Annotated in this window: 17 protein-coding genes; 9 read left to right on the top strand and 8 right to left on the bottom strand. The window is 60.8% G+C overall.

Annotated elements, in window-relative coordinates; genetic code table 11:
* Positions 1 to 22: 22 nt before the first annotated feature.
* Positions 23 to 646 carry a thiamine phosphate synthase gene (gene thiE, locus AC3WK5_RS21190; protein WP_103317500.1) on the bottom strand — a complete coding sequence of 208 codons (624 nt, stop codon included), beginning with the start codon at positions 644 to 646 and terminating at the stop codon, positions 23 to 25.
* Between the two features lie 18 nt (positions 647 to 664).
* A complete protein-coding gene (locus AC3WK5_RS21195) occupies positions 665 to 1462 on the bottom strand; it encodes a hydroxymethylpyrimidine/phosphomethylpyrimidine kinase (RefSeq protein ID WP_103317498.1) in 798 nt (265 codons plus the stop codon).
* A gap of 439 nt (positions 1463 to 1901) precedes the next feature.
* Between AC3WK5_RS21195 and AC3WK5_RS21200 the strand changes: the two genes are divergently transcribed.
* The 4 genes from AC3WK5_RS21200 (at position 1902) to AC3WK5_RS21215 (ending at position 8338) form a co-directional block, all read left to right on the top strand.
* Positions 1902 to 4289, top strand: coding sequence for a hybrid sensor histidine kinase/response regulator (locus AC3WK5_RS21200; RefSeq protein WP_103317563.1), 2388 nt, complete (start codon positions 1902 to 1904; stop codon positions 4287 to 4289).
* Between the two features lie 74 nt (positions 4290 to 4363).
* The gene (locus AC3WK5_RS21205; protein WP_103317496.1) at positions 4364 to 6013 is read left to right on the top strand and encodes an acyl-CoA dehydrogenase family protein; all 1650 of its coding nucleotides are present in this window, start codon (positions 4364 to 4366) and stop codon (positions 6011 to 6013) included.
* A gap of 112 nt (positions 6014 to 6125) precedes the next feature.
* Positions 6126 to 7625: an AMP nucleosidase gene (amn, locus tag AC3WK5_RS21210; protein WP_177474791.1), complete on the top strand. Its 1500-nt coding sequence runs from the start codon at positions 6126 to 6128 to the stop codon at positions 7623 to 7625.
* 71 nt (positions 7626 to 7696) lie between these two features.
* The gene (locus tag AC3WK5_RS21215) at positions 7697 to 8338 is read left to right on the top strand and encodes a pseudouridine synthase (protein ID WP_054594187.1); all 642 of its coding nucleotides are present in this window, start codon (positions 7697 to 7699) and stop codon (positions 8336 to 8338) included.
* On the opposite strand, the gene AC3WK5_RS21220 is transcribed toward AC3WK5_RS21215, so the two are convergent.
* Together AC3WK5_RS21220 and AC3WK5_RS21225 are read right to left on the bottom strand one after the other, a co-directional pair.
* Positions 8333 to 8542, bottom strand: a complete 210-nt coding sequence (locus AC3WK5_RS21220) for a DUF2788 domain-containing protein (protein WP_003185724.1) — start codon at positions 8540 to 8542, stop codon at positions 8333 to 8335. The two genes, AC3WK5_RS21215 and AC3WK5_RS21220, sit on opposite strands and share 6 nt — an antisense overlap.
* 239 nt (positions 8543 to 8781) lie before the next feature.
* Entirely contained in the window at positions 8782 to 9261 is a 480-nt protein-coding gene (locus AC3WK5_RS21225) for an Lrp/AsnC family transcriptional regulator (protein WP_007894448.1), read from the bottom strand.
* 435 nt (positions 9262 to 9696) lie between these two features.
* On the opposite strand from AC3WK5_RS21225, the gene AC3WK5_RS21230 reads away from it, so the two are divergent.
* Positions 9697 to 10839: a DUF6515 family protein gene (locus tag AC3WK5_RS21230; protein WP_103317491.1), complete on the top strand. Its 1143-nt coding sequence runs from the start codon at positions 9697 to 9699 to the stop codon at positions 10837 to 10839.
* Here the strand turns inward: AC3WK5_RS21230 and AC3WK5_RS21235 are convergent.
* Positions 10824 to 11729, bottom strand: a complete 906-nt coding sequence (locus AC3WK5_RS21235) for a cation diffusion facilitator family transporter (RefSeq protein ID WP_103317489.1) — start codon at positions 11727 to 11729, stop codon at positions 10824 to 10826. The two genes, AC3WK5_RS21230 and AC3WK5_RS21235, sit on opposite strands and share 16 nt — an antisense overlap.
* A 28-nt stretch (positions 11730 to 11757) precedes the next feature.
* Entirely contained in the window at positions 11758 to 12177 is a 420-nt protein-coding gene (locus AC3WK5_RS21240) for a hypothetical protein (protein ID WP_054594184.1), read from the bottom strand.
* 362 nt (positions 12178 to 12539) lie between these two features.
* Here AC3WK5_RS21240 and hrpB point away from each other — a divergent pair, with 362 nt between their 5' ends.
* Positions 12540 to 15071 carry an ATP-dependent helicase HrpB gene (gene hrpB, locus AC3WK5_RS21245; RefSeq protein WP_103317487.1) on the top strand — a complete coding sequence of 844 codons (2532 nt, stop codon included), beginning with the start codon at positions 12540 to 12542 and terminating at the stop codon, positions 15069 to 15071.
* A 165-nt stretch (positions 15072 to 15236) separates the two neighbouring features.
* On the opposite strand, the gene AC3WK5_RS21250 is transcribed toward hrpB, so the two are convergent.
* Both AC3WK5_RS21250 and AC3WK5_RS21255 read right to left on the bottom strand, forming a co-directional pair.
* Positions 15237 to 16316 (bottom strand): endonuclease/exonuclease/phosphatase family protein, encoded by a 1080-nt coding sequence (locus AC3WK5_RS21250; protein ID WP_103317482.1) that lies wholly within the window; start codon positions 16314 to 16316, stop codon positions 15237 to 15239.
* Between the two features lie 73 nt (positions 16317 to 16389).
* On the bottom strand, positions 16390 to 17064 hold the full coding sequence (locus AC3WK5_RS21255; RefSeq protein ID WP_054594181.1) for a YciC family protein: 675 nt from the start codon (positions 17062 to 17064) through the stop codon (positions 16390 to 16392).
* Between the two features lie 177 nt (positions 17065 to 17241).
* Between AC3WK5_RS21255 and AC3WK5_RS21260 the strand changes: the two genes are divergently transcribed.
* The 3 genes from AC3WK5_RS21260 (at position 17242) to AC3WK5_RS21270 (ending at position 19258) form a co-directional block, all read left to right on the top strand.
* Entirely contained in the window at positions 17242 to 18006 is a 765-nt protein-coding gene (locus AC3WK5_RS21260) for a DUF2076 domain-containing protein (RefSeq protein WP_103317480.1), read from the top strand.
* A gap of 138 nt (positions 18007 to 18144) precedes the next feature.
* Positions 18145 to 18624 (top strand): LabA-like NYN domain-containing protein, encoded by a 480-nt coding sequence (locus tag AC3WK5_RS21265; protein WP_019691557.1) that lies wholly within the window; start codon positions 18145 to 18147, stop codon positions 18622 to 18624.
* A gap of 22 nt (positions 18625 to 18646) precedes the next feature.
* A complete protein-coding gene (locus tag AC3WK5_RS21270; RefSeq protein WP_054594179.1) occupies positions 18647 to 19258 on the top strand; it encodes a 3'-5' exonuclease in 612 nt (203 codons plus the stop codon).
* Positions 19259 to 19313 lie beyond the last annotated feature (55 nt).

Here is a 19313-nt window from a genome sequence, read left to right on the forward strand (position 1 = left end):
TCAAAAATCGGTAATTGAATACTTAAGCTTTGAACAAGTCGTTGAAGGCGCGGGCACGGCGCGTCACTTCTTGAGTGTCTTGGGCACCAAACAGCCCGTGAACCACGGCCAGCAGATCAACCCCGTGGGCCACCAGCGGGGCGGCGTTGTCGAGGGTGATGCCGCCGATCGCGCAGATCGGCAGGTGCAGTTTGCTGCGGGCCTGATCGAGCAGTTCGAGACTGCAGGTCGGCGCGCCGGGCTTGGTGTTGGAGTTGAAGAAGCGGCCGAAGGCGACGTAACTGGCGCCTTCCTTTGCCGCTTGTTCGGCGAGTTCGAGTTGCGCGTGGCAGGTCGAACCGATGATCGCCTGGCGACCCAGCAGCGAGCGGGCCGGCGTCAACGGGCCATCGGTCTGCCCCAGGTGTACGCCGACACCCAGGCGCGCGGCCAGTTCGGCGTCGTCATTGATGATCAGCTGGGTCTTGTAGCGTCCGCACAGGTCATGCAGGGCCTCGGCCTCACGCAGTCGGCGGGCTTCGTCGCTGCTTTTGTCGCGGTACTGCAGCAGCGTGACGCCGCCGTCCAGCGCAGCCTCCACGTAAGGCAGGAACTTGCCGGCCAGCAGTTGGCTGTCGGTAATGGCGTACAGGCCACGTAATTTCATCGTGCAGGCCTCATGGCGTTACGAGCAAAAATCCAGCGGCAGACGGCGTGGCACGAACTGGCCTTTGCCCAGCTGTTCGGCGTCTCGCAGGGTGCGCCACGTGTAATTGAGTGCCGACTGTACCGCGCTGGCCAGGTGTTCGCCCTGGGCCAGGCGTCCGGCCAGGGCGCTGGCCAAGGTGCAGCCCGAACCATGATAGCTGCCGGGCAGGCGTTGGCACGTGTAGGTGTGGCGGCTGCCGTCGCGGCTGTACAGGCGATTATGTACTTCGTGTTCGTCACCATGACCGCCGGTGATCAGCAGGTGTTTGACGTAAGGCAGGAGTTTTTCTGCGCATTCATCGGCCGTGCCTTTGGGCAGTTCGGCAAGGATGCGGGCTTCCGGGAGGTTAGGGGTGGCAATGATCGCCAGTGGCAGCAGGCGCTCGCGCATGGCATAGCCGACCTCGTCCTTGCCCAGTCGTCCGCCACCACCGGCGCGCAGTACCGGGTCACAGACCACCGGCAGATGCGGATGCGCCTGAAGCAGTTCGACCACGGTGTCGACCATCTCCAGTGAGCCGAGCATGCCCAGCTTGACTGCCGCGACCGTCGAGTCGTTGAGCACGGCGTTGGCTTGCGCCAGCACCCACTCACGGTCGAGAACGCGGAAGTCACTGACGTTGACCGTGTCTTGCACAGTCAGCGCAGTCACTGCCGGGGCAGCATGACAACCCTGAGCGAGCAGGGCTTCGATATCTGCCTGCAAGCCGGCGCCACCACTTGGGTCGTGGCCGGAGAGACAGAGGACAACGGGGCGAGAGCTGTAGATATTCATGGTGCGCGAGCTTACCACCAAACATCTTTTTCGGGTGCTGTGCCAACCTGTTCTGCCGATACATTGTGGCGAGGGAGCTTGCTCCCGCTGGGCGGCGAAGCCGCCCCAAAACGATCTTTCAGTTAGACCGCGTCGGCTGACTTTACGACGGCTACGCCCGAACGCGGACCGGCCGACGGGAGCAAGCTCCCTCGCCACAGGTGCGCATCAACCTTGTTGGCATTGTCACAATCTGACCGACTCAACATTTCCGGTTTTGCCATTCGCTCTGAAAGGCCTGTTCTAGAGCCTTTAGACTAAATTTTCCAATGGTGTTCAATGGCCATCAGCGGCTATGCTAGAGTGGATCCAAACCAATAACAGGTAATGCCGGTTTTACGTCTACTCAAAGGGAATGGGGGGCTTCCTGACACAACCGGACTGGCCACGCTGGGGCTTTATGCGCTATTTGCTGATGTTGCTGTTGAGCTTGCCGATGTTGGCGGCTGCAGCCGATTTTGATGAGCTCACCCAAAGCCTCCCCTTGGGACGAGTCATGCAGGTGTACGAAGATGTCGCCGGCACTGCATCCATCGCCGATGTGCGCGCGCAAGCGGCGGCCGGCAACTTCAAGACCCACGACAAAGACACGCTGAACGCCGGTTACTCGCATTCGGCGTTCTGGTTGAAAGTCGATCTGCACTACCGCCCGAAAGACCCCGACGCTCAACGCAGATGGCTGCTGGAGCTGGCTTATCCGCCAATGGACCATATCGACCTCTATGTGCCGGACAGCACCGGTGAATATCGATTGGTCAGTCGTACTGGCGATACCTTGCCGTTCGCCAGTCGCCAGGTTCGACAAAACAACTACCTGTTCAAACTGGACTTCGTCCCCGATCAGCGCGAAACGCTGTATTTGCGCCTGCAAAGCGAGGGTTCGATCCAGGCGCCACTGACCCTTTGGTCGAGCACCGCCTATCTGGAAGACCAGCCCTTGCGCCTGTATGTGCTCGGTCTGATTTACGGCGTGCTACTCGGGATGCTGGTCTACAACCTGTTCATCTACCTGAGCGTGCGTGACACCAGTTACCTTTATTACATCTTTTATATCGGCTCATTCGGCCTCTACCAACTGTCGGTCAACGGCGCGGCAGTCGAATATTTCTGGCCGAACAACCCGTGGTGGGCCAACGCCTCGACACCGTTTTTCATTGGCAGCGCCGCCCTGTTCGGCAGCCAGTTCGCCCGCAGCTTCCTGCAAACGGCCAGTTGCAGTCGCTGGCTCGATCGCTTGCTGTTGGTGTTGATTGCGTGCAGCGCAGTGGTGGTTGGGTTGTCGTTGATGACCAGCTACGCTCTGGCCTTGCGCCTGGCGACGGCGTTGGCGTTGATCTTCACCGTAGTGATTTTCTTCGCCGGGATTTTCGCCTGGTGGCGCGGCTTGCGGGTGGCGCGCTACTTCATCATCGCCTGGTCGGCGTTCCTGCTTGGCGGTGTCGTCAATACATTGATGGTGCTCGGCTATCTGCCCAACGTGTTCCTGACAATGTATGCCAGTCAGATTGGCTCGGCGATTGAAGTTGCGCTGCTGTCGCTGGCCCTGGCTGACCGGATCAACGCCATGCGCGAGCAGCAGGCGCAGACGCTGTTTGACGCCGGGCAGAAGCTCGAAGTGTTGAACCAGCAACTGGCCCGCAGTAACCAGCTCAAGGATGAATTTCTCGCGACGCTGACCCACGAACTGCGTACGCCGATGAACGGCGTGATCGGTTCGCTGGAGTTGATGCAAACCGTCGACCTCGACCCGGAGCTTGAGCAGTATCAACAAACGGCTGCCGGTTCGGCACGGGACATGATGCGCATGGTCAACGGCATTCTGACCCTGACTGAGTTGCAGGCCGGCCGACTCAAGGTGTACCCCGAAGCGTTCAGCTTGCGCGCGATGGTCGAGACCTTACAGCAGCAGTTCGCCGCCAACGCCGCGAGCAAGGCCTTGGACTTCAAGGTCGATCTGACCCCGGGGCTACCCGACCGTCTGCACGGTGACAGCGCCAAGCTGGCGCAAAGTCTGGAGTGCTTGCTGGATAACGCGATCAAGTTCACCCGGGTGGGTGGACTGGCCTTGCGGGTCAGCGGCAAGTTTGCCGAAGAGGGGCGTCTGGCGCTGTCTTTCGCCGTGATCGACACCGGCATCGGTTTCACCGATCTGGGTGAAGCCACGCTGTATCAGCGGTTCTTCCAGCTCGACGGCTCGATGACTCGCGAATACGGTGGGTTGGGTGTCGGTCTGGCGATTTGTCGGCAATTGGTCGAGCTGCTTGGCGGACGTTTGACTCATCGTTCCGAGCCCGGACGCGGTAGCCGCTTCCAGCTTGATGTCGAGTTTGACGTGGTGAATGTTGTGCAACCGGTTGTCGCTCAATCGCGTCAGGCTCACGGCAGCGTCCGCTTACGCGCACCGCAGGACTGCGCGGTGTTGCTGGTCGACGACAACAGCATCAATCAATTGGTGGTGCGTGGCATGTTGCTCAAGCTCGGCTATCGGGTTCGCAGCGCCGACAGCGGTGAGGCGGCGCTGGAGTTTTTGCGTCGCGAATCGTTCGACGCGGTGCTGATCGATTGTCCCTTGCCGCTGCTCGACGGACTGTCGATCGACAGCCGGATCCGCGCGCTGCCCGGTTATGCCGAGTTGCCGGTGCTGGCGGCGGTGGTCTCGGCACAGGGCCTGGATCTTGAGCAGGGATTGACCGATTACCTTGGCAAACCGGTGAAATTCGAGGAGTTGCAGGCGACGCTCTATCGTCGGGTGCTTTGTCCTAAACAAGGTGAAAGCGCCGACATTTAGGCGGATATGCCACTTTGTTCGGTGGGGAGGCGGTGCTTAACTGAAGGTCTCAACTGACCCAAGGAGGCCCCGCCATGAACCTGCATCAGTTCGCCGAAACCCACGAAGTTACCAACCAGCCGCCATCGCTGGACGGGACCAACCTCTACCGCATCGACCTGCCGTTGCAAGAGTGGGCGCGGCGTTTCGGGGCGGGTTGGGCTGACGCGCGCATCGATGCGTATGGCGCTTTGGCCGGCGGTCCGTTGATGGAAGCGGGGTTCCTGGCCAACCAGAACAAGCCGGTCTTCTCCAGCCATGATCGCTATGGTCACCGCATTGATCTGGTGGAGTTTCACCCGGCCTACCATGAACTCATGCGCACGGCGGTCGAGCACGGCTTGACCTCCTTGCCCTGGACCGATCCGCAGTCGGGTGCCCACGTTGCCCGTGCGGCCATGAGCTACCTGCACAGCCAGGCCGAAGCCGGCAGTGGCTGCCCGCTGACCATGACCTTCGCCAGTGTCCCGGCATTGCGCCTGCAACCGGACATCGCCAAACAGTGGCTGCCGAAAATTCTCGCCACCGAGTATGACCCGCGCAATGTCGGCATGGCCCACAAGGCCGGCGTCACCATCGGCATGGCAATGACCGAGAAACAGGGCGGCACCGACGTTCGGGCCAACACCACCAAGGCTTACCCGGTTGGCGCTGCGGGGCCCGGCCAGGCGTATGAGCTGGTGGGACACAAATGGTTCTGCTCGGCGCCAATGTGCGACGCCTTCCTGACCCTGGCGCAAACCGACAAGGGCCTGACCTGTTTCCTGCTGCCACGCCATCGCCCGGATGACACGCGCAACCAGTTCTACATCCAGCGGCTGAAAAACAAACTCGGCAATTGCTCCAATGCCTCCAGCGAAGTCGAGTTTCGCGGGGCGCTGGCGTGGATGATCGGCGAAGAGGGCCGCGGCGTGCCGACCATCATCGAGATGGTGGCCATGACCCGCTTCGATTGCATGGTCGGCTCCAGCGCCCTGATGCGCCAGGCATTGACCCAGGCCAGCCATCACTGCGCGCACCGGATAGTTGGCGGTAAATTGCTCAGTGAACAACCGTTGATGCAAAACGTGCTCGCCGACCTGGCGCTGGAAAGCGAAGCCGCGCTGGCGTTGAGCCTGCGCATGGGCCGGGCGCTGGATCACCTTGATGACACTCAGGAGGCCAAATTCGCCCGACTGGTAACGGCAGTGGGCAAATACTGGATCTGCAAACGTGCGCCGGCCATGATCAACGAAGCCGCCGAATGCATGGGCGGTGCGGGTTATGTCGAAGACAGCATTCTGCCGCGCCTGTACCGTGAGGCGCCGGTGAACTCGACGTGGGAAGGTTCTGGCAACGTTCAGTGCCTTGACGTGTTGCGAGCGCTGTCGAAAGAGCCGGGCGTGCTCGATGCGCTGTTCAGCGAACTTGGTGACGGTCATGGCGACAAGCGTCTGGCCGCACACATCAGCCAGTTGCAGGCGGCGTTCAAGGACACCGATGACATTCAATACCGCGCCCGACAACTGACCGAAGACATCGCCCTGGGCCTGCAAGCCAAGCTGTTGCTCGAAGCAGGCAACGCCGCCGTCAGCGATGCCTTCATCGCCAGCCGGTTGGGAACGGCCGGCCGGGTTTACGGCACCTTGCCGCGTGGTCTGGATGTGGAAGCGATTGTGGCGCGTTCGACCCCTCAAGGTTTTTAAGCTTTTGTAGGAGCACGGCTTGCCGGCGATGGCGTCCTTGAGGGCGCCATCGCGAGCAAGCTTTGCTCCTACGGATATTCCGGTGTTTCCGTGAGGCGGCGATACAGGCAAGATGAAGGTCTGCAAGTCAGAACACAGGAAGCTGATCGTGACCGAAGCCTTTATTGTCGTTCAAACCGCCGAACAAGCCGTCGATCGGCTTGCCGCTCTGCACGAGCGGGCCACCACGGCGTTGAGTCAGGCGCTCAAGCGTTATCTGAAGGACCGCATCGAACCCGACGCCGAGCAGCGTGCGATGTTTCGTTATCCGGAATTACGCCTGACCTACCTTTGTCAGGGCGAAGTCCCACAGACCACGCGGGCTTACGCCAAAGTCCAGTTGCCGGGGACCTACAGTGTCACCGTCACCCATCCGGCGGCATTCCGTAAGTATTTGCTGGAACAGCTGGTGCCGCTGATGCACGATTTCACCGTGACGGTGGAGGTCGGCGTCAGTGAGCAGAACATCCCGTATCCGTACGTGGTCGAGCAGGGCGATGAACTGGCGGGCTCCGGCGTCACCGCTGCGGTATTGGCCCGAGTGTTCCCGAGCACCGATTTGTCGGCCGCCACCGACGGTATTGCCGACGGTTTGTACGACTGGGAAAATACCGATCCGCTGCCATTGGCATTGTTCGATGCCGCGCGAGTGGATTTCTCTCTGCGCCGTCTGGTGCACTACACCGGCAGCGACTGGCGCCATGTGCAGCCGTGGATCCTGCTGACCAACTACCACCGTTATGTCGACCAGTTCATCACCCATGGCCTGGAGCAACTGCGTACCGATCCGCGTTTCGTGCGCATGGTCTTGCCAGGCAACGTGATCATCGAAAAGAGCATGGATCACGGCGAAGCGTCTTCCATTGCCGCAGGCGTGGTCTGGCACCGTTATCAAATGCCGGCCTATCACCTGCAAGCCTCTGACGGCCACGGTGTCACCCTGGTTAACATTGGTGTCGGCCCGTCCAACGCCAAGAACATCACCGACCACTTGGCTGTATTGCGCCCGCATTGCTGGCTGATGATCGGTCACTGCGGCGGCCTGCGGCAGTCGCAGACCATCGGTGATTACGTGCTGGCTCACGCGTACATGCGTCGCGACGGGATTCTCGACCGGGTGGTGCCGCCGAACATTCCAATTCCGGCCCTGGCTGAAGTGCAGCTGGCCTTGCAGCAAGCGGCAGCCAACGTCACCGGCGAAAAGGGCGATGACCTGAAAAAGCGCCTGCGTACCGGCACTGTGCTGACCTACGACGACCGTAACTGGGAATTGCGCTGGGCTCAGGAGCGTCCGTTGATCAACCTGTCTCGCGCGGTTGCCGTGGACATGGAAAGCGGCACCATCGCTGCGCAAGGCTATCGTCTGCGCGTGCCGTACGGCACCTTGCTGTGTGTGTCGGACAAGCCGCTGCACAGCGAAATCAAGTTGCCCGGTTCGGCCAACGCTTTCTATGAGCGTGCGGTCAGCCAGCACTTGAAGATCGGTATCGCGGCGGTGGATCTGCTGCGCACCGAGCTCAACTCGTTGCACTCGCGCAAACTGCGCAGCTTCGACGAACCGCCGTTCCGCTGATTGTTGTCATGGTCATTTAGCGGTCGGGGCACTAGCATTGGCAGCCCTGACCGTTAGATGTTGTTTTTGCCATGCCGCGTCCTCCTCGTCCTGCTTCCCGCCGCCCCGGCGTGAAACCTGCGCAATCCTCTTCAGCCCCGCGACGTGTTGCCAAAGCACCGCCGGCCGAGCCGAAGCTGATTTTGTTCAACAAACCCTTCGATGTGCTGACGCAGTTCAGCGACGGTGAAGGGCGGGCGACACTCAAGGACTATATCGAGATTCCCGGGATCTACCCGGCAGGACGGCTGGACCGTGACAGCGAAGGCTTGCTGCTGCTGACCAACGATGGCCAGCTTCAGGCGCGCATCGCTGATCCGAAACACAAGTTGGCCAAGACCTATTGGGTACAAGTGGAAGGCGAGCCGAGCGCCGAGCAATTGCAGCGCTTGCGCGAGGGCGTCGAGTTGAATGACGGCATGACCTTGCCGGCGCAGGCGCGGCAACTGGAAGAACCTGAGCTATGGCCGCGTAACCCGCCGGTGCGCTTTCGCAAAAGCGTGCCGACCAGTTGGCTGGAATTGGTGATTCGTGAAGGGCGTAACCGTCAGGTGCGGCGCATGACCGCTGCGGTTGGCTTGCCGACTCTGCGTCTGGTGCGGGTGCGAATCGGCGACTGGACCATCGAAGGCCTCGATCAGGGCCAGTGGAAAGAAGTCCCGGCGCGCTTATAAAGCGCCGGATTCGATCAGGCCGATCACCACACTCTTGATGACGAACGCAGCCACGCCCAGACCCAGCACGAAGAACAGGATGAACGAGCCGAAGCGTCCGGCCTTGGATTTTTTCGCCAGATCCCAGACGATGAAACCCATGAAAATAATCAGGATGCTTACCAGGCCGGTCATCATCCACTCTTCAAATACTGCAGGATCCATCGATTATCTCCAGCGCGGGCGGGGCAAAAAAGGCCGAGGAAGTATACGCCAATGGATATTGGCGGCGCATTGACGTGCGTCGGTCTGCCGCAGGTTTATGTGGCGAGGGGGCTTGCCCCCGTTGGGCTGCAAAGCAGTCCTGAATACTGCAATCGAGTTGTTTCAGGCACAACATATGGGCCGCTATACGACCGCTGCGCGGCCGAACGGGGGCAAGCCCCCTCGCCACAAAAGCGGGATTAGCTGCGCAGGTGAGTCAGTGGCAACTCGGTGCTGTTGAGCACCTGGTTCAGTACAAAGCTTGAGCGCACGCTGGTCACGCCTTCAATGCGGGTCAGGTGGCCGAGCAGCAGTTTCTGGTAGTGGTCCATGTCCGGCACCACCACCTTGAGTTGATAGTCGGCGTCCATCCCGGTCACCAGGCTGCATTCGAGCACTTGTGGCAAGGTGCGGATGGCGGCTTCGAAGTTTTCGAAGCGCTCGGGTGTGTGCCGGTCCATGCCGATCAACACGTAGGCGGTCAGGCTCAGGCCGAGCATCTTGCGGTCGAGCAGGGCGACCTGGCGGGTGATGTAGCCGTCGTCTTCAAGCTGCTTTACCCGTCGCGAACAAGGCGATGGCGATAGGCCGATGCGTTCGGCGAGCTCCTGATTGGAGATGCGCGCGTCGCGTTGCAATTCCGCCAAAATGCTCAAGTCGTATCGGTCGAGTTTGCTCATGAATCAGGCCTTTGTCTTAACTATTGCGGAAGATTATCTATCCAAGGTTAAAAATTGCGCAAGTCATGTTTATTTGAGCAATCTTCGCAATCCTCTGTCGCCACCTCAAGCCTATTCTTATCACCAGAATCACTGCCCGGACAAACAGTCCACAGCGACCCGCCGAATCAGGCCAGTCGCGGCCACCACTCCCACAGGAGCTGAGTTGGCCCCCGGGCTACACACTGTCCAGAAGACGGAGTGAGGTGAGCCGACGTCAAAAGCGTCGAGCACGGACGAAGTTCTCAAAGGGAGGCCGACGGGTCTCCCTTTTTTATTGCCCGCGAAACGCCTTCCATGGCCTGCAAAATAAGTCTCGTGACTGATAACCTGTGGCTGAACCGGCCTGTGCTTTACCAGTCTTACGTATAGGTCACCACCGTAGTGAGGGATAGCATGAAGTCGCGCATCTGGCGTATGGCAGGTGTTGGTGTGTTGTGTGCAAGTGTCAGCGCGCCATTGCTGGCAGAAGGTCAGGGGGCGCAGGAGCAGCTTCAGGAACGGCAACGACAACAGCAACAACACAATAACGGTGGTGGTCAGCACGAGCATGGTGGCGAGGGGCGGCAGGGGAATAATCAACCGCGTCCCGAAAACAACCCGCCTCGCGTGGAAAACACCCAGCAGCACCCGCAAAACAATCAACCTCGCATCGAGCCCAACCAGCCACGTCCCCAATTCAATCAGCCACGTCCGCAGCCTGAAATCATTCGCGGCAACAACAGCCGCCAGTTCGAACACAACGATCAGAATCAGGGAGGCGACTGGCAGAACCGTCAGCGACACGAGCCCAATGGCCAGGTTCAAGTTCGCCCAGCACCAGCGCCGGCGAACAACCTGCCGATCCAGGGTCGTCCGGACACTGTTCGCCAGACCCAGGAGCCACAGCGCGGCTACTATCAGGACGTTCCACGGCGTAACGATTACAACCAGCGTTGGCAGGCCGGTGGTCGCGATGAGCATCGGGATGAGCGTCGCTGGCCGGGACGTCCGGAAGGACATGGCAATGGCTGGGGTGATGGTCCGCGGTATCGGCCGGGTCAAATGATCGACCGCTTCCCTGAGCGCCACGACCGTGTGCCGTACCGTGGGCAGGATTACTTCTACTCCGGTGGTTATTGGTATCGCCCACACGGGCCGCGTTATGTGGTGGTTCAACCGCCTCGCGGGATCCGTGTGCGGTATCTGCCCGATTACGCTCAGGAAGTGTGGATCGGTGGCGCGCTGATGTTTCTGGCAGCAGGCGCGTACTACGCCTACGAGGAGAGCACTCAGGACTACGTTGTGGTCGAGCCTCCGGTAAGCAACCCGGTACCGCAACCGACCAGTAATGGTTATGACGTGGTGGCGTACCCGATCAATGGGCAGTCGCCCGAGCAGGTCACTCAGGACGGTTACGATTGTTATCGTTGGGCGGTCCAGCAGAGCGGGTTTGATCCACGGACCGTGACCTATCAGCCGGCGCCACAGGTGGTACAGACTTACCGCCAGGCCGAAGGCAATTGCCTTGTCTCACGCGGTTATCAGGTCACTTTCTGATTCCGGACGGCTGTCACCATTTCCTGCGGGTCGGCGTGCACCAACACTTCGGCTCGCGGGTAAACGGCGTGAATGGCGTCCGCTGCTTGATCGCTGATGCCGTGAGCGACTGACAGCGTCAGTTCCCCCGGCAACTCCAGGTGCAATTGCACGAACCAGTGACTGCCGGAGATCCGTGTGCGCAAGTCGTGTGCGCCAAGTACACCGGGCACGCTGCACGCCAGTTCGAGCATATGCTGGCTGACGTCCGGTGGCAGTTCTTCATCCATCAGCACGGCAAAACTCTCCCGGGCGATTTGTATTGCGCTCCACAAAATGTAGACGGCGATCCCCAGGCCGAACCAGGCATCGACTTGATGCCAGCCAAAACCGGCCAGTACCAACGCTACCAGGATGCTGCCGTTGAGCATCATGTCGGAACGGTAATGCAGTGAGTCGGCACGCACCGCGCTGGAGCCGGTTTCGCGGATCACCCGGTGTTGCAGCATCAGCAGCGCCAGGGTCAGGACGAGGGAAAAGATGATCACGCCAATGCTGATCCACGGCGCACCCACCGGTTCCGGGTGTTGCAGGCGCTCGAATGCCTGATACGCGATCAATACCGCGCTGCCGCCGATGAACAGTGCCTGAGCCATGCCCGACAAGGATTCCGCCTTGCCGTGCCCGTAGCGGTGATCGTCATCGGCCGGGCGCAACGCGTAATGCACCGCCAACAGATTGAGCAGCGACGTCACGCCGTCGAGTGCCGAGTCCGTCAGCCCGGCGAGCATGCTCACCGATCCGCTCAGCCACCAGGCAATGGCCTTGGCGACAATGAGTGTGCTCGCCACCGCTACAGAGGCGCGGGTGGCGAGGCGTAACAGGCGAGCGTGTTCCGGGCTGCTGGTCATAGGTGGAGCGTTTCCTCGGTGTTGTGCATCAAGCAGCGGGTTGCAGGCCGAGCAAGGCCAGTTGCTGAACGCTGCCCTTGTGCTGGATCAGGCGCGGATCATCCAGTGGGAAGCTGCGGCCCAGTTCGCTTTCGAGAATGGCCTGCAACTTGTGGTTATCGACCTTGCCGTCGGCATCAATGGCCTGCTGGAGTTTCTCCGGCGCCACTTGTGCGGTCTTGCCGGGTTCGAAGTAAATCGCGCCGGTGGTGAAGTCTATGGCAAACGCGACGAGCCCGGGGATGATATAGAACAGCAGGCCCACGGCGTCGAGCGCGGCAATCGCCGGGTCGATCTTGCCATCGATCTGGCCCCGGCGATCCGGGTAGAAAATCGAACCGCATGCGGTCACTTGGGTCAGCAGGGTTGCAACCAATAGACCGCCAATCAGGCGAAATGGAGCACGCATAATAAATCTCCTGAGCAAACTTGAAACGAAACGTCGTCGGTATGAATTAGGACCGTGATTAACGCCAGGCAGTTCGCCGTTATACTCGCCGCGGCAGGGCGTGCCCACAGTAAATTACGGTCGCGCCTCACCCCGGTAAGATTACGTGAGGATTGATGTTTGGTGTTCCCAGATCGACAACGCATGACGGCGGTTAACGTTTTTCGGGGTTCAGCCCTGCGGGTTGAAACTGTGGCCGCGCCATGCTGCGTTGCGGGACTTGGTAAGGAAACGACCCTTACCGGCGTCCCGCGCCTTGCCTGGCACGCCCACAGCTTCAACGCGACTCGCAATTTACTGTGGGCACGCCCTGTGGAGCCAGCATGAACTCTTTGCCAATTGATGAAGTTTTACCCGCGCTGCGTGAAGCCTTGGCGACACGCCACGAAGCCGTGCTCGAAGCACCGCCCGGCGCCGGTAAAACCACCCGCGTGCCATTGGCGATGTTGGATGAGCCGTGGCTGGCCGGGCAAACCATCCTCATGCTTGAACCGCGTCGGCTGGCCGCGCGGGCGGCGGCCGAACGGCTGGCCAGCGAGCTCGGCGAGAAAGTCGGCGAAACCGTCGGATACCGGATTCGCCTGGACAGCAAGGTTGGGCCGAACACGCGCATCGAAGTGGTCACCGAAGGCATCCTCACGCGTCGCTTGCAGGAGGACCCGGCGCTGGACGGTGTGGGTCTGCTGATTTTCGACGAATACCACGAGCGTAGCCTCGATGCCGACCTCGCGCTGGCCTTGAGCCTGAATGGCCGCGAGTTGTTTCGGGATGAGCAGCCGCTGAAGATCCTGCTGATGTCGGCGACGCTTGAAGGCGAGCGCCTCGCCGGACTGCTGAATGACGCACCAATCCTGCGCAGCGAAGGTCGCATGTACCCGGTGACGATGCGCTGGGGCCGGCCGTTTCATCCAGGTGAATTCATCGAGCCACGAGTGGTGCAAACCATTCTCGACGCGCTGAACGATGAAGCGGGCAGCTTGTTGGTGTTCCTACCCGGGCAAGCGGAAATCCGTCGCGTGCATCAGCAGTTGGCGGATGCCTTGGGCGAGCGTTCCGAGGTGTTGCTCTGCCCGTTGCATGGCGAGCTCGATCTGGCGGCGCAACGTGCGGCCATCGATCCGGCGCCACCTGGCCAACGCAAAGTGGTGCTGGCCACCAACATCGCCGAAACCAGTTTGACCATTAATGGCGTGCGCGTAGTCATCGACGCCGGGCTGGCGCGAGTGCCGCGTTTCGACCCCGGCAGCGGCATGACCCGCCTCGACACCCAGCGCATCTCCCGCGCCAGCGCCACCCAGCGTGCCGGCCGCGCAGGACGGTTGGAACCGGGCGTGTGTTATCGGCTGTGGTCGCAGGATCAACACGAACAACTGGCGGCCTACGCCAGCCCGGAAATTCTCTCTGCCGACCTTGCCGGGCTTGCCCTGCAGCTCGGGCGTTGGGGCGTGACGCCTGGACAGTTGATCTGGCTCGATGTACCTCCGGCGGCGGCTTATGCACAGGCGCAGGACTTGCTCGAACGCCTTGGCGCGTTGCAGGGTTCGTCCGCTGAAGACTGGAAACTCACTCGCCACGGGCAGGCCATGGCCGAACTGCCGGCGCATCCGCGTATCGCGCATCTGTTACTGCGTGGGCAAGCGTTGGGGCTGGCGAACATGGCTTGCGACGTCGCTGCATTACTCGGTGAACGGGACATTTTGCGCGGTGTCGGTGCGGATCTGCACAGTCGTCTGGTGCTGTTGTCCGGCGAAGAACGGGCGGCGCGTGGTGCTCAGGGTGGTGTGCAGCGGGCGCGGCAATTGGCCCGGCAATATCGTGGTTATCTGCGTGGCAAAGCCGAGTCGCCGGTCAGCGATCCGGAGCATCCGCGCTGGCTCGGCGCGTTGCTGGCGCTGGCTTATCCGGACCGCGTCGCCCAACAGCGCCGCGCCGGTGGTGCGGAGTATCGTCTGGCCAACGGTCGTGCGGCGTTGTTCGCCGAGGCCGACAGCCTGATGAAACAACCTTGGCTGGTGATCGCCGATCTGGGCAGTCGTCAGGGGCAACGTGAAGAGCGGATTTATCTGGCAGCGGATTTTGATCCGGCACTGTTTGATTCGGTGTTGGCGGAGCAGGTGCGTTGCGTCGATCAACTCGATTGGGACGAGCGCGAAGGCGTGCTGCGGGCCGAGCGTCAGCGCAAGGTGGGCGAGTTGGTGCTCAGTCGCGAACCGTTGACCGGTCTTGATGAAACCGCGCGCAGCCAGGCGTTGGTCAATCTGGTGCGCCGTAAGGGGTTGGAGCTATTGCCGTGGACCCCGGAGTTGCGTCAGTGGCAGGCGCGAGTGGCATTGCTGCGTCAGCTGGACTTGAACAAGCAGGGCGAGAGTGAGTGGCCGGACGTCAGTGATGCGGCGTTGCTGGCCAGTCTGGAACACTGGTTGATGCCGTACCTGGGACGGGTTTCACGGCTCAGCCATTTCGCCAGCCTGGATGTGTCGAGCTTTGTGCATAACCTGCTGCCGTGGCCATTGCCGCAACGCCTCGATGAGCAGGCGCCGCATCATCTGAGCGTGCCCTCCGGTTCATCGATTCGTCTGGATTACAGCGAGCAGCCACCGATTCTCGCGGTGCGTTTGCAGGAGCTGTTCGGCCTTGCCGAAACCCCGCGCATTGCCGGTGGCCGGCAGGTGGTCAAGCTGCATTTGCTGTCACCGGCACGGCGGCCGGTGCAGGTCACCCAGGACCTGGCGAACTTCTGGCGCAGCACTTATGCCGAGGTGAAGAAGGACCTCAAGGGCCGTTATCCGAAACATTACTGGCCGGATGACCCGTTGGTGGCCGAGGCCACGGCGCGGGCCAAGCCGCGTAAGTAGACGGGCTTTGTAGTGCGCAGTGGCGGACACTAATCCTGTGGCGAGGGGGCTTGCCCCCGTATGAACCTGTCACTACGTTTTATCAGGTACACCGCATTTGCCGATTTACGACTGCTACGCAGCCGAACGGGGGCAAGCCCCCTCGCCACAGGTTATTTATTTGCTCTAGGGGGCGACGGGGAGTAAAAACCGTGCAATCACCGGCAGGTGATCGGAGATGCGCAGCGTATCGTCCTGCCGTACTTGCGCTTCAATCCGTTTGATCCGCGGGCTGTAGAACAGGTAGTCGACAGTGCGGTCCGGGCCGTTGAGGTCGGGGTCGTTAGGGTAATGGCTCAGCCACTGGTCCCGATCGACACCGCTGGCCTCGTTGTTGGTCGGGATCATTGGGTACTTGTCCCACAACACATGTAGCGCGCTGTCGGCGGAATAGGGCGTGCGCTGTTCGGGCGCGAGGCGTTGATACTGGCCCAGCGGCAACAGGTTGAAGTCGCCACCGATCAGCCACGGCGTGCCGCGACCTTCATACGTGTCGAGCACCTTGGCAACCGCTGTCACCTTCGCCTGCTGGGCCCCATCAGGCTGCACTGCCCGATCGAGGTGAGTGTTGAGCACCGCCATTTGCCCGCCATCGCGCAGCGGCAGGTAACTCACCAACAGGGCGTTTTTCGGCTGGAACTGACGGCTGATGAAATTGATTGGCGCTTCAGGCAACTGCAGGCGTTCGGCGTGTTCGATCTGGTAGCGGCTCAAGGTCGCCAATTGCCGGCCAACGCTGCCGAAAATATGCGGATCGGGAACGAAGTCGGCCTTCCAGTCGAAGGCGTGCGTGCTGCAAGGATAGAGGTCGGCCAGGCGTTCCTGGAGCAACTTGAGCTGGTTCTGATAGCCGCTGGCCTTGGCGTCATCATCCAGTTCCTGCAACAGGACCAGGTCCGGCTGCTCATCGCGGATGACCCGTGCCACTTCATCAAGGCTGAAGGCCATGTCTTCCGGAGTCGGACTTTCGTCAGGGCCGTGAGCCAGGTCATTCCAGAACACATAGCGTTTGCCTGCCAGGTACTGGACGTTCCAGGTCATCACCTTCAACGCCTGCCCCGGCACCAGCACAGGTGCGCTGGTGCTGCAACTGACGGGGAGCGTTTCCTTGGCGTCGGGGCGCCAGGTCAGGCTGTAGAGAAAGGAAAACAGCAGGCTGACGAGTATCAGCAGGCCCAGCAGGGTGTAGCGCAGTAGGCGGGTCATGGCTCGGCTTATGGCGTTACAAAGTTGAGCCCGAGCATAACCGAGGCCGGCCCGGACCCCAAGGGTAGAGCTGTCAGGCGCTGCCTTCGGTTTTGTCGGGGGCCTCGCTGATCAACATGAACAGACGAAACAGCACCACGCTGGTGAACAGTTGCAGAAAGCTGTGGACGCTTTCGATGATCAGCGACAGTGCGGGGTTCTGCGGCTCCGGATAGATGGCCATGCTCGCGCCTTTGAGCATCCACAACGGGCCCATCACGCAGAGAATGCACAGCAGGATGCGCAGGAAATTGCCGCGGGCCAGGCGCATGCTTTCCCGGATGGCCTCCAGTGGCTGCATGTTGCGCAGCACCAGCAGGTATTCGGCAAAGGCGAGCATCACCATCAGCCAGATACCTGGCAGGAAATACAGCGATAACCCCACCAGAATCAGCAAGGTGTTGACCGCCGTCAGCAGCGCAAAACGCGGCCACAGGCTGAGCGACGCCGACAACAGGGCCAGGGTGCGCGGCGATTCGCCACGGCTGCGGGCATCGAGAAACAGGATCAGCGCGGCGGTGTACAGCGGATACACCAGCAACCCGACAATCACGCTATAGCCGGGAAAGGCGTCTGGCCCCTGGGAGTGGTCGACCAGTTGCTGGAGCAAGGCTTCAAGCACGACCAACGGCAGACACAGCGGCACGATGCGGCCCAGGTTGCGCTGGAAGAAATACAGGGAGTCGCGGAGTACGTCTAACGGATTCATCGGTCGCTTTCGCTGATTACAAAGTATGTCGACACTGTAACCGATGCGACCGGTAGTCGAGCAAACGTAAACGTTCGGTAAAGGCCATTGAAACAATCAGCAACAGCCCCATAACTAGGGGGCACCTTATCCATAAGGGAGAAGGGCAATGATTTTCCGGCAATCTATGAGGTCGCCATGAACAGCGAAGAACAAACCCTGATCGATGGACTGTTTTCACGGCTGCAACAGGCCGAAACGGATTCAGCCCCACGCGATGCTCTGGCCGAGGCGCGGATCAAGGAGCACCTGAGCCGCCAGCCAGCAGCGGGCTATTTCATGACTCAGGCGATTCTGGTGCAAGAGGCGGCGATCAAGAGCCTCGACGAGCAAAACAAACAGCTCACCCAGCAAATTCAGCAACTGCAAGCCGAACTGCAACAAGCCAGGGCCCAGGCCTCCGCACCGGCACCGAGCAACAGCGGCGGTGGTTTCCTGTCGAGCATCTTCGGCGGCTCCCGTGATCCACAGCCTGCACCGGCCCAGAGCGCTCCAGCGTCGAGCGGCGGCTGGCGTGAACCGGCGCGGCCTTCTGCGCCACCGCCACAAAACTATGGCGCGCCACAGCAGGGCTTTGGTGCCCCACAACAGAACTATGCGGCACCCCAGCAACAGGCGCCGGCAGCCGGCAGCAGCTTTCTCGGCGGGGCCTTGAAAACCGCAGCCGGCGTGGCCGGTGGTGTGATGCTGGCGCAGGGCATCAGCAGCCTGTTCCACAGCAATCAGCAGCAGCCGCAGGAAATCGTTGAAGTCATCAAGGAAGAGCCGGCTCAAGTGAATGACAACGAGCGCCTGGCCAACAACGACTCCTGGAACAACAACGATCAGGGCGGGTTTGCAGACGCCGACGACAGCGACGACAGCTCATTCTTCGGTGGTGATGACGACGATTCCTTCGTCTGATACGCCATTCGTCCGGGGCCTTGTTGCGCCCCGGACTGATTATTCGCGGAACATTCCTTCTGACTGGCATACTGGGCGACTTTTCGGACCTTGGGTCTGATCAATCGCCTGCGCTTGTGTGCGCCATGAGGATTTGCGGTGAAGAAGATCGCGGTGTTCGCCGATGTCCAAAACCTCTATTACACCGTGCGCCAGGCCTACGGTTGTCATTTCAACTACGCCGCCCTCTGGGCTGACGTCAGTCAGCGCGGGCAGATCGTCGAGGCCTATGCCTACGCCATCGATCGCGGCGACAGCAAGCAGCAGCAATTCCAGCAAATCCTGCGCAACCTCGGCTTCATCGTGAAGCTCAAGCCCTATATCCAGCGCAGCGACGGCTCGGCCAAGGGCGACTGGGACGTGGGTATCACCCTCGACATCATGGACGCCGCCGATCACGTCGACGAAGTGGTGCTGGCCTCGGGGGACGGTGATTTCGACATGTTGCTGGAGCGGATCATCGCCAAGCACGGTGTCGAAGCGGTGGCCTATGGCGTGCCGGGGCTCACCGCCAATTCGCTGATTCGCGCGGCCAGCCGTTACGTGCCAATCGAAGGCGCGTTGCTGCTTAAAAACTGATTATTGAACCCAAGGAACAGGTTTGGAACGCATAGCTGTCATCGACTTTGAAACCACCGGAATCTCCCCGAGCAGCAGCTGCCGGGCCACGGAAATTGCCGTGGTGATTCTTGAACAGGGGCGCATTGTCGACCGTTACCAAAGCCTGATGAACGCCGGTGTGCGCATCCCGGCCTTCATCGAGCAACTGACCGGTATCAGCAACGCCATGTTGCGTACTGCACCCTCGGCCGAGCAGGTAATGAATGAGGTCAACGAATTCGTCGGTATCACGCCGCTGCTGGCCCACAACGCCGCCTTCGACCAGAAGTTCTGGGACTTTGAGCTTGGGCGAATCAAACGCACACGCTTGCAGAATTTTGCCTGTTCGCTGTTACTCGCCCGGCGCCTGATGCCGGCCGCGCCGAACCACAAACTCGGCACCCTCACCACCTTCGCCCAATTGCCCCACACCGGTCAGGCTCACCGGGCGATGGCCGACGCCGAAATGGCTGCCAACCTCACCGCGCATCTGGCACAAGAACTGCGGCAGAAACACGGTTTGCGCGAGCTGTCCCATGATCTGCTGTGCAGCTTGCAGAAAGTGCCGGCGGCGAAGATCAACGAACACCTCAAGCACCATCGCGGTTTCTAAGGTTGATCGTTCCCACTCGGAGTGAATGATCGTTCCCACGCTCCTGCGTGGGAAC

Source organism: Pseudomonas sp. FW306-02-D09B, assembly GCF_058782685.1.

What these genes read in the sequence shown, in the direction of transcription:
- AC3WK5_RS21220 (WP_003185724.1), bottom strand. Translation starts at nt 8,542, where the DNA reads ATGGATCCTGCAGTATTTGAAGAGTGGATGATGACCGGCCTGGTAAGC.
- AC3WK5_RS21200 (WP_103317563.1), top strand. Translation starts at nt 1,902, where the DNA reads ATGCGCTATTTGCTGATGTTGCTGTTGAGCTTGCCGATGTTGGCGGCT.
- AC3WK5_RS21195 (WP_103317498.1), bottom strand. Translation starts at nt 1,462, where the DNA reads ATGAATATCTACAGCTCTCGCCCCGTTGTCCTCTGTCTCTCCGGCCAC.
- AC3WK5_RS21230 (WP_103317491.1), top strand. Translation starts at nt 9,697, where the DNA reads ATGAAGTCGCGCATCTGGCGTATGGCAGGTGTTGGTGTGTTGTGTGCA.
- thiE (WP_103317500.1), bottom strand. Translation starts at nt 646, where the DNA reads ATGAAATTACGTGGCCTGTACGCCATTACCGACAGCCAACTGCTGGCC.
- AC3WK5_RS21205 (WP_103317496.1), top strand. Translation starts at nt 4,364, where the DNA reads ATGAACCTGCATCAGTTCGCCGAAACCCACGAAGTTACCAACCAGCCG.
- AC3WK5_RS21260 (WP_103317480.1), top strand. Translation starts at nt 17,242, where the DNA reads ATGAACAGCGAAGAACAAACCCTGATCGATGGACTGTTTTCACGGCTG.
- AC3WK5_RS21225 (WP_007894448.1), bottom strand. Translation starts at nt 9,261, where the DNA reads ATGAGCAAACTCGACCGATACGACTTGAGCATTTTGGCGGAATTGCAA.
- amn (WP_177474791.1), top strand. Translation starts at nt 6,126, where the DNA reads ATGAAGGTCTGCAAGTCAGAACACAGGAAGCTGATCGTGACCGAAGCC.
- AC3WK5_RS21250 (WP_103317482.1), bottom strand. Translation starts at nt 16,316, where the DNA reads ATGACCCGCCTACTGCGCTACACCCTGCTGGGCCTGCTGATACTCGTC.
- hrpB (WP_103317487.1), top strand. Translation starts at nt 12,540, where the DNA reads ATGAACTCTTTGCCAATTGATGAAGTTTTACCCGCGCTGCGTGAAGCC.
- AC3WK5_RS21215 (WP_054594187.1), top strand. Translation starts at nt 7,697, where the DNA reads ATGCCGCGTCCTCCTCGTCCTGCTTCCCGCCGCCCCGGCGTGAAACCT.
- AC3WK5_RS21235 (WP_103317489.1), bottom strand. Translation starts at nt 11,729, where the DNA reads ATGACCAGCAGCCCGGAACACGCTCGCCTGTTACGCCTCGCCACCCGC.
- AC3WK5_RS21255 (WP_054594181.1), bottom strand. Translation starts at nt 17,064, where the DNA reads ATGAATCCGTTAGACGTACTCCGCGACTCCCTGTATTTCTTCCAGCGC.
- AC3WK5_RS21240 (WP_054594184.1), bottom strand. Translation starts at nt 12,177, where the DNA reads ATGCGTGCTCCATTTCGCCTGATTGGCGGTCTATTGGTTGCAACCCTG.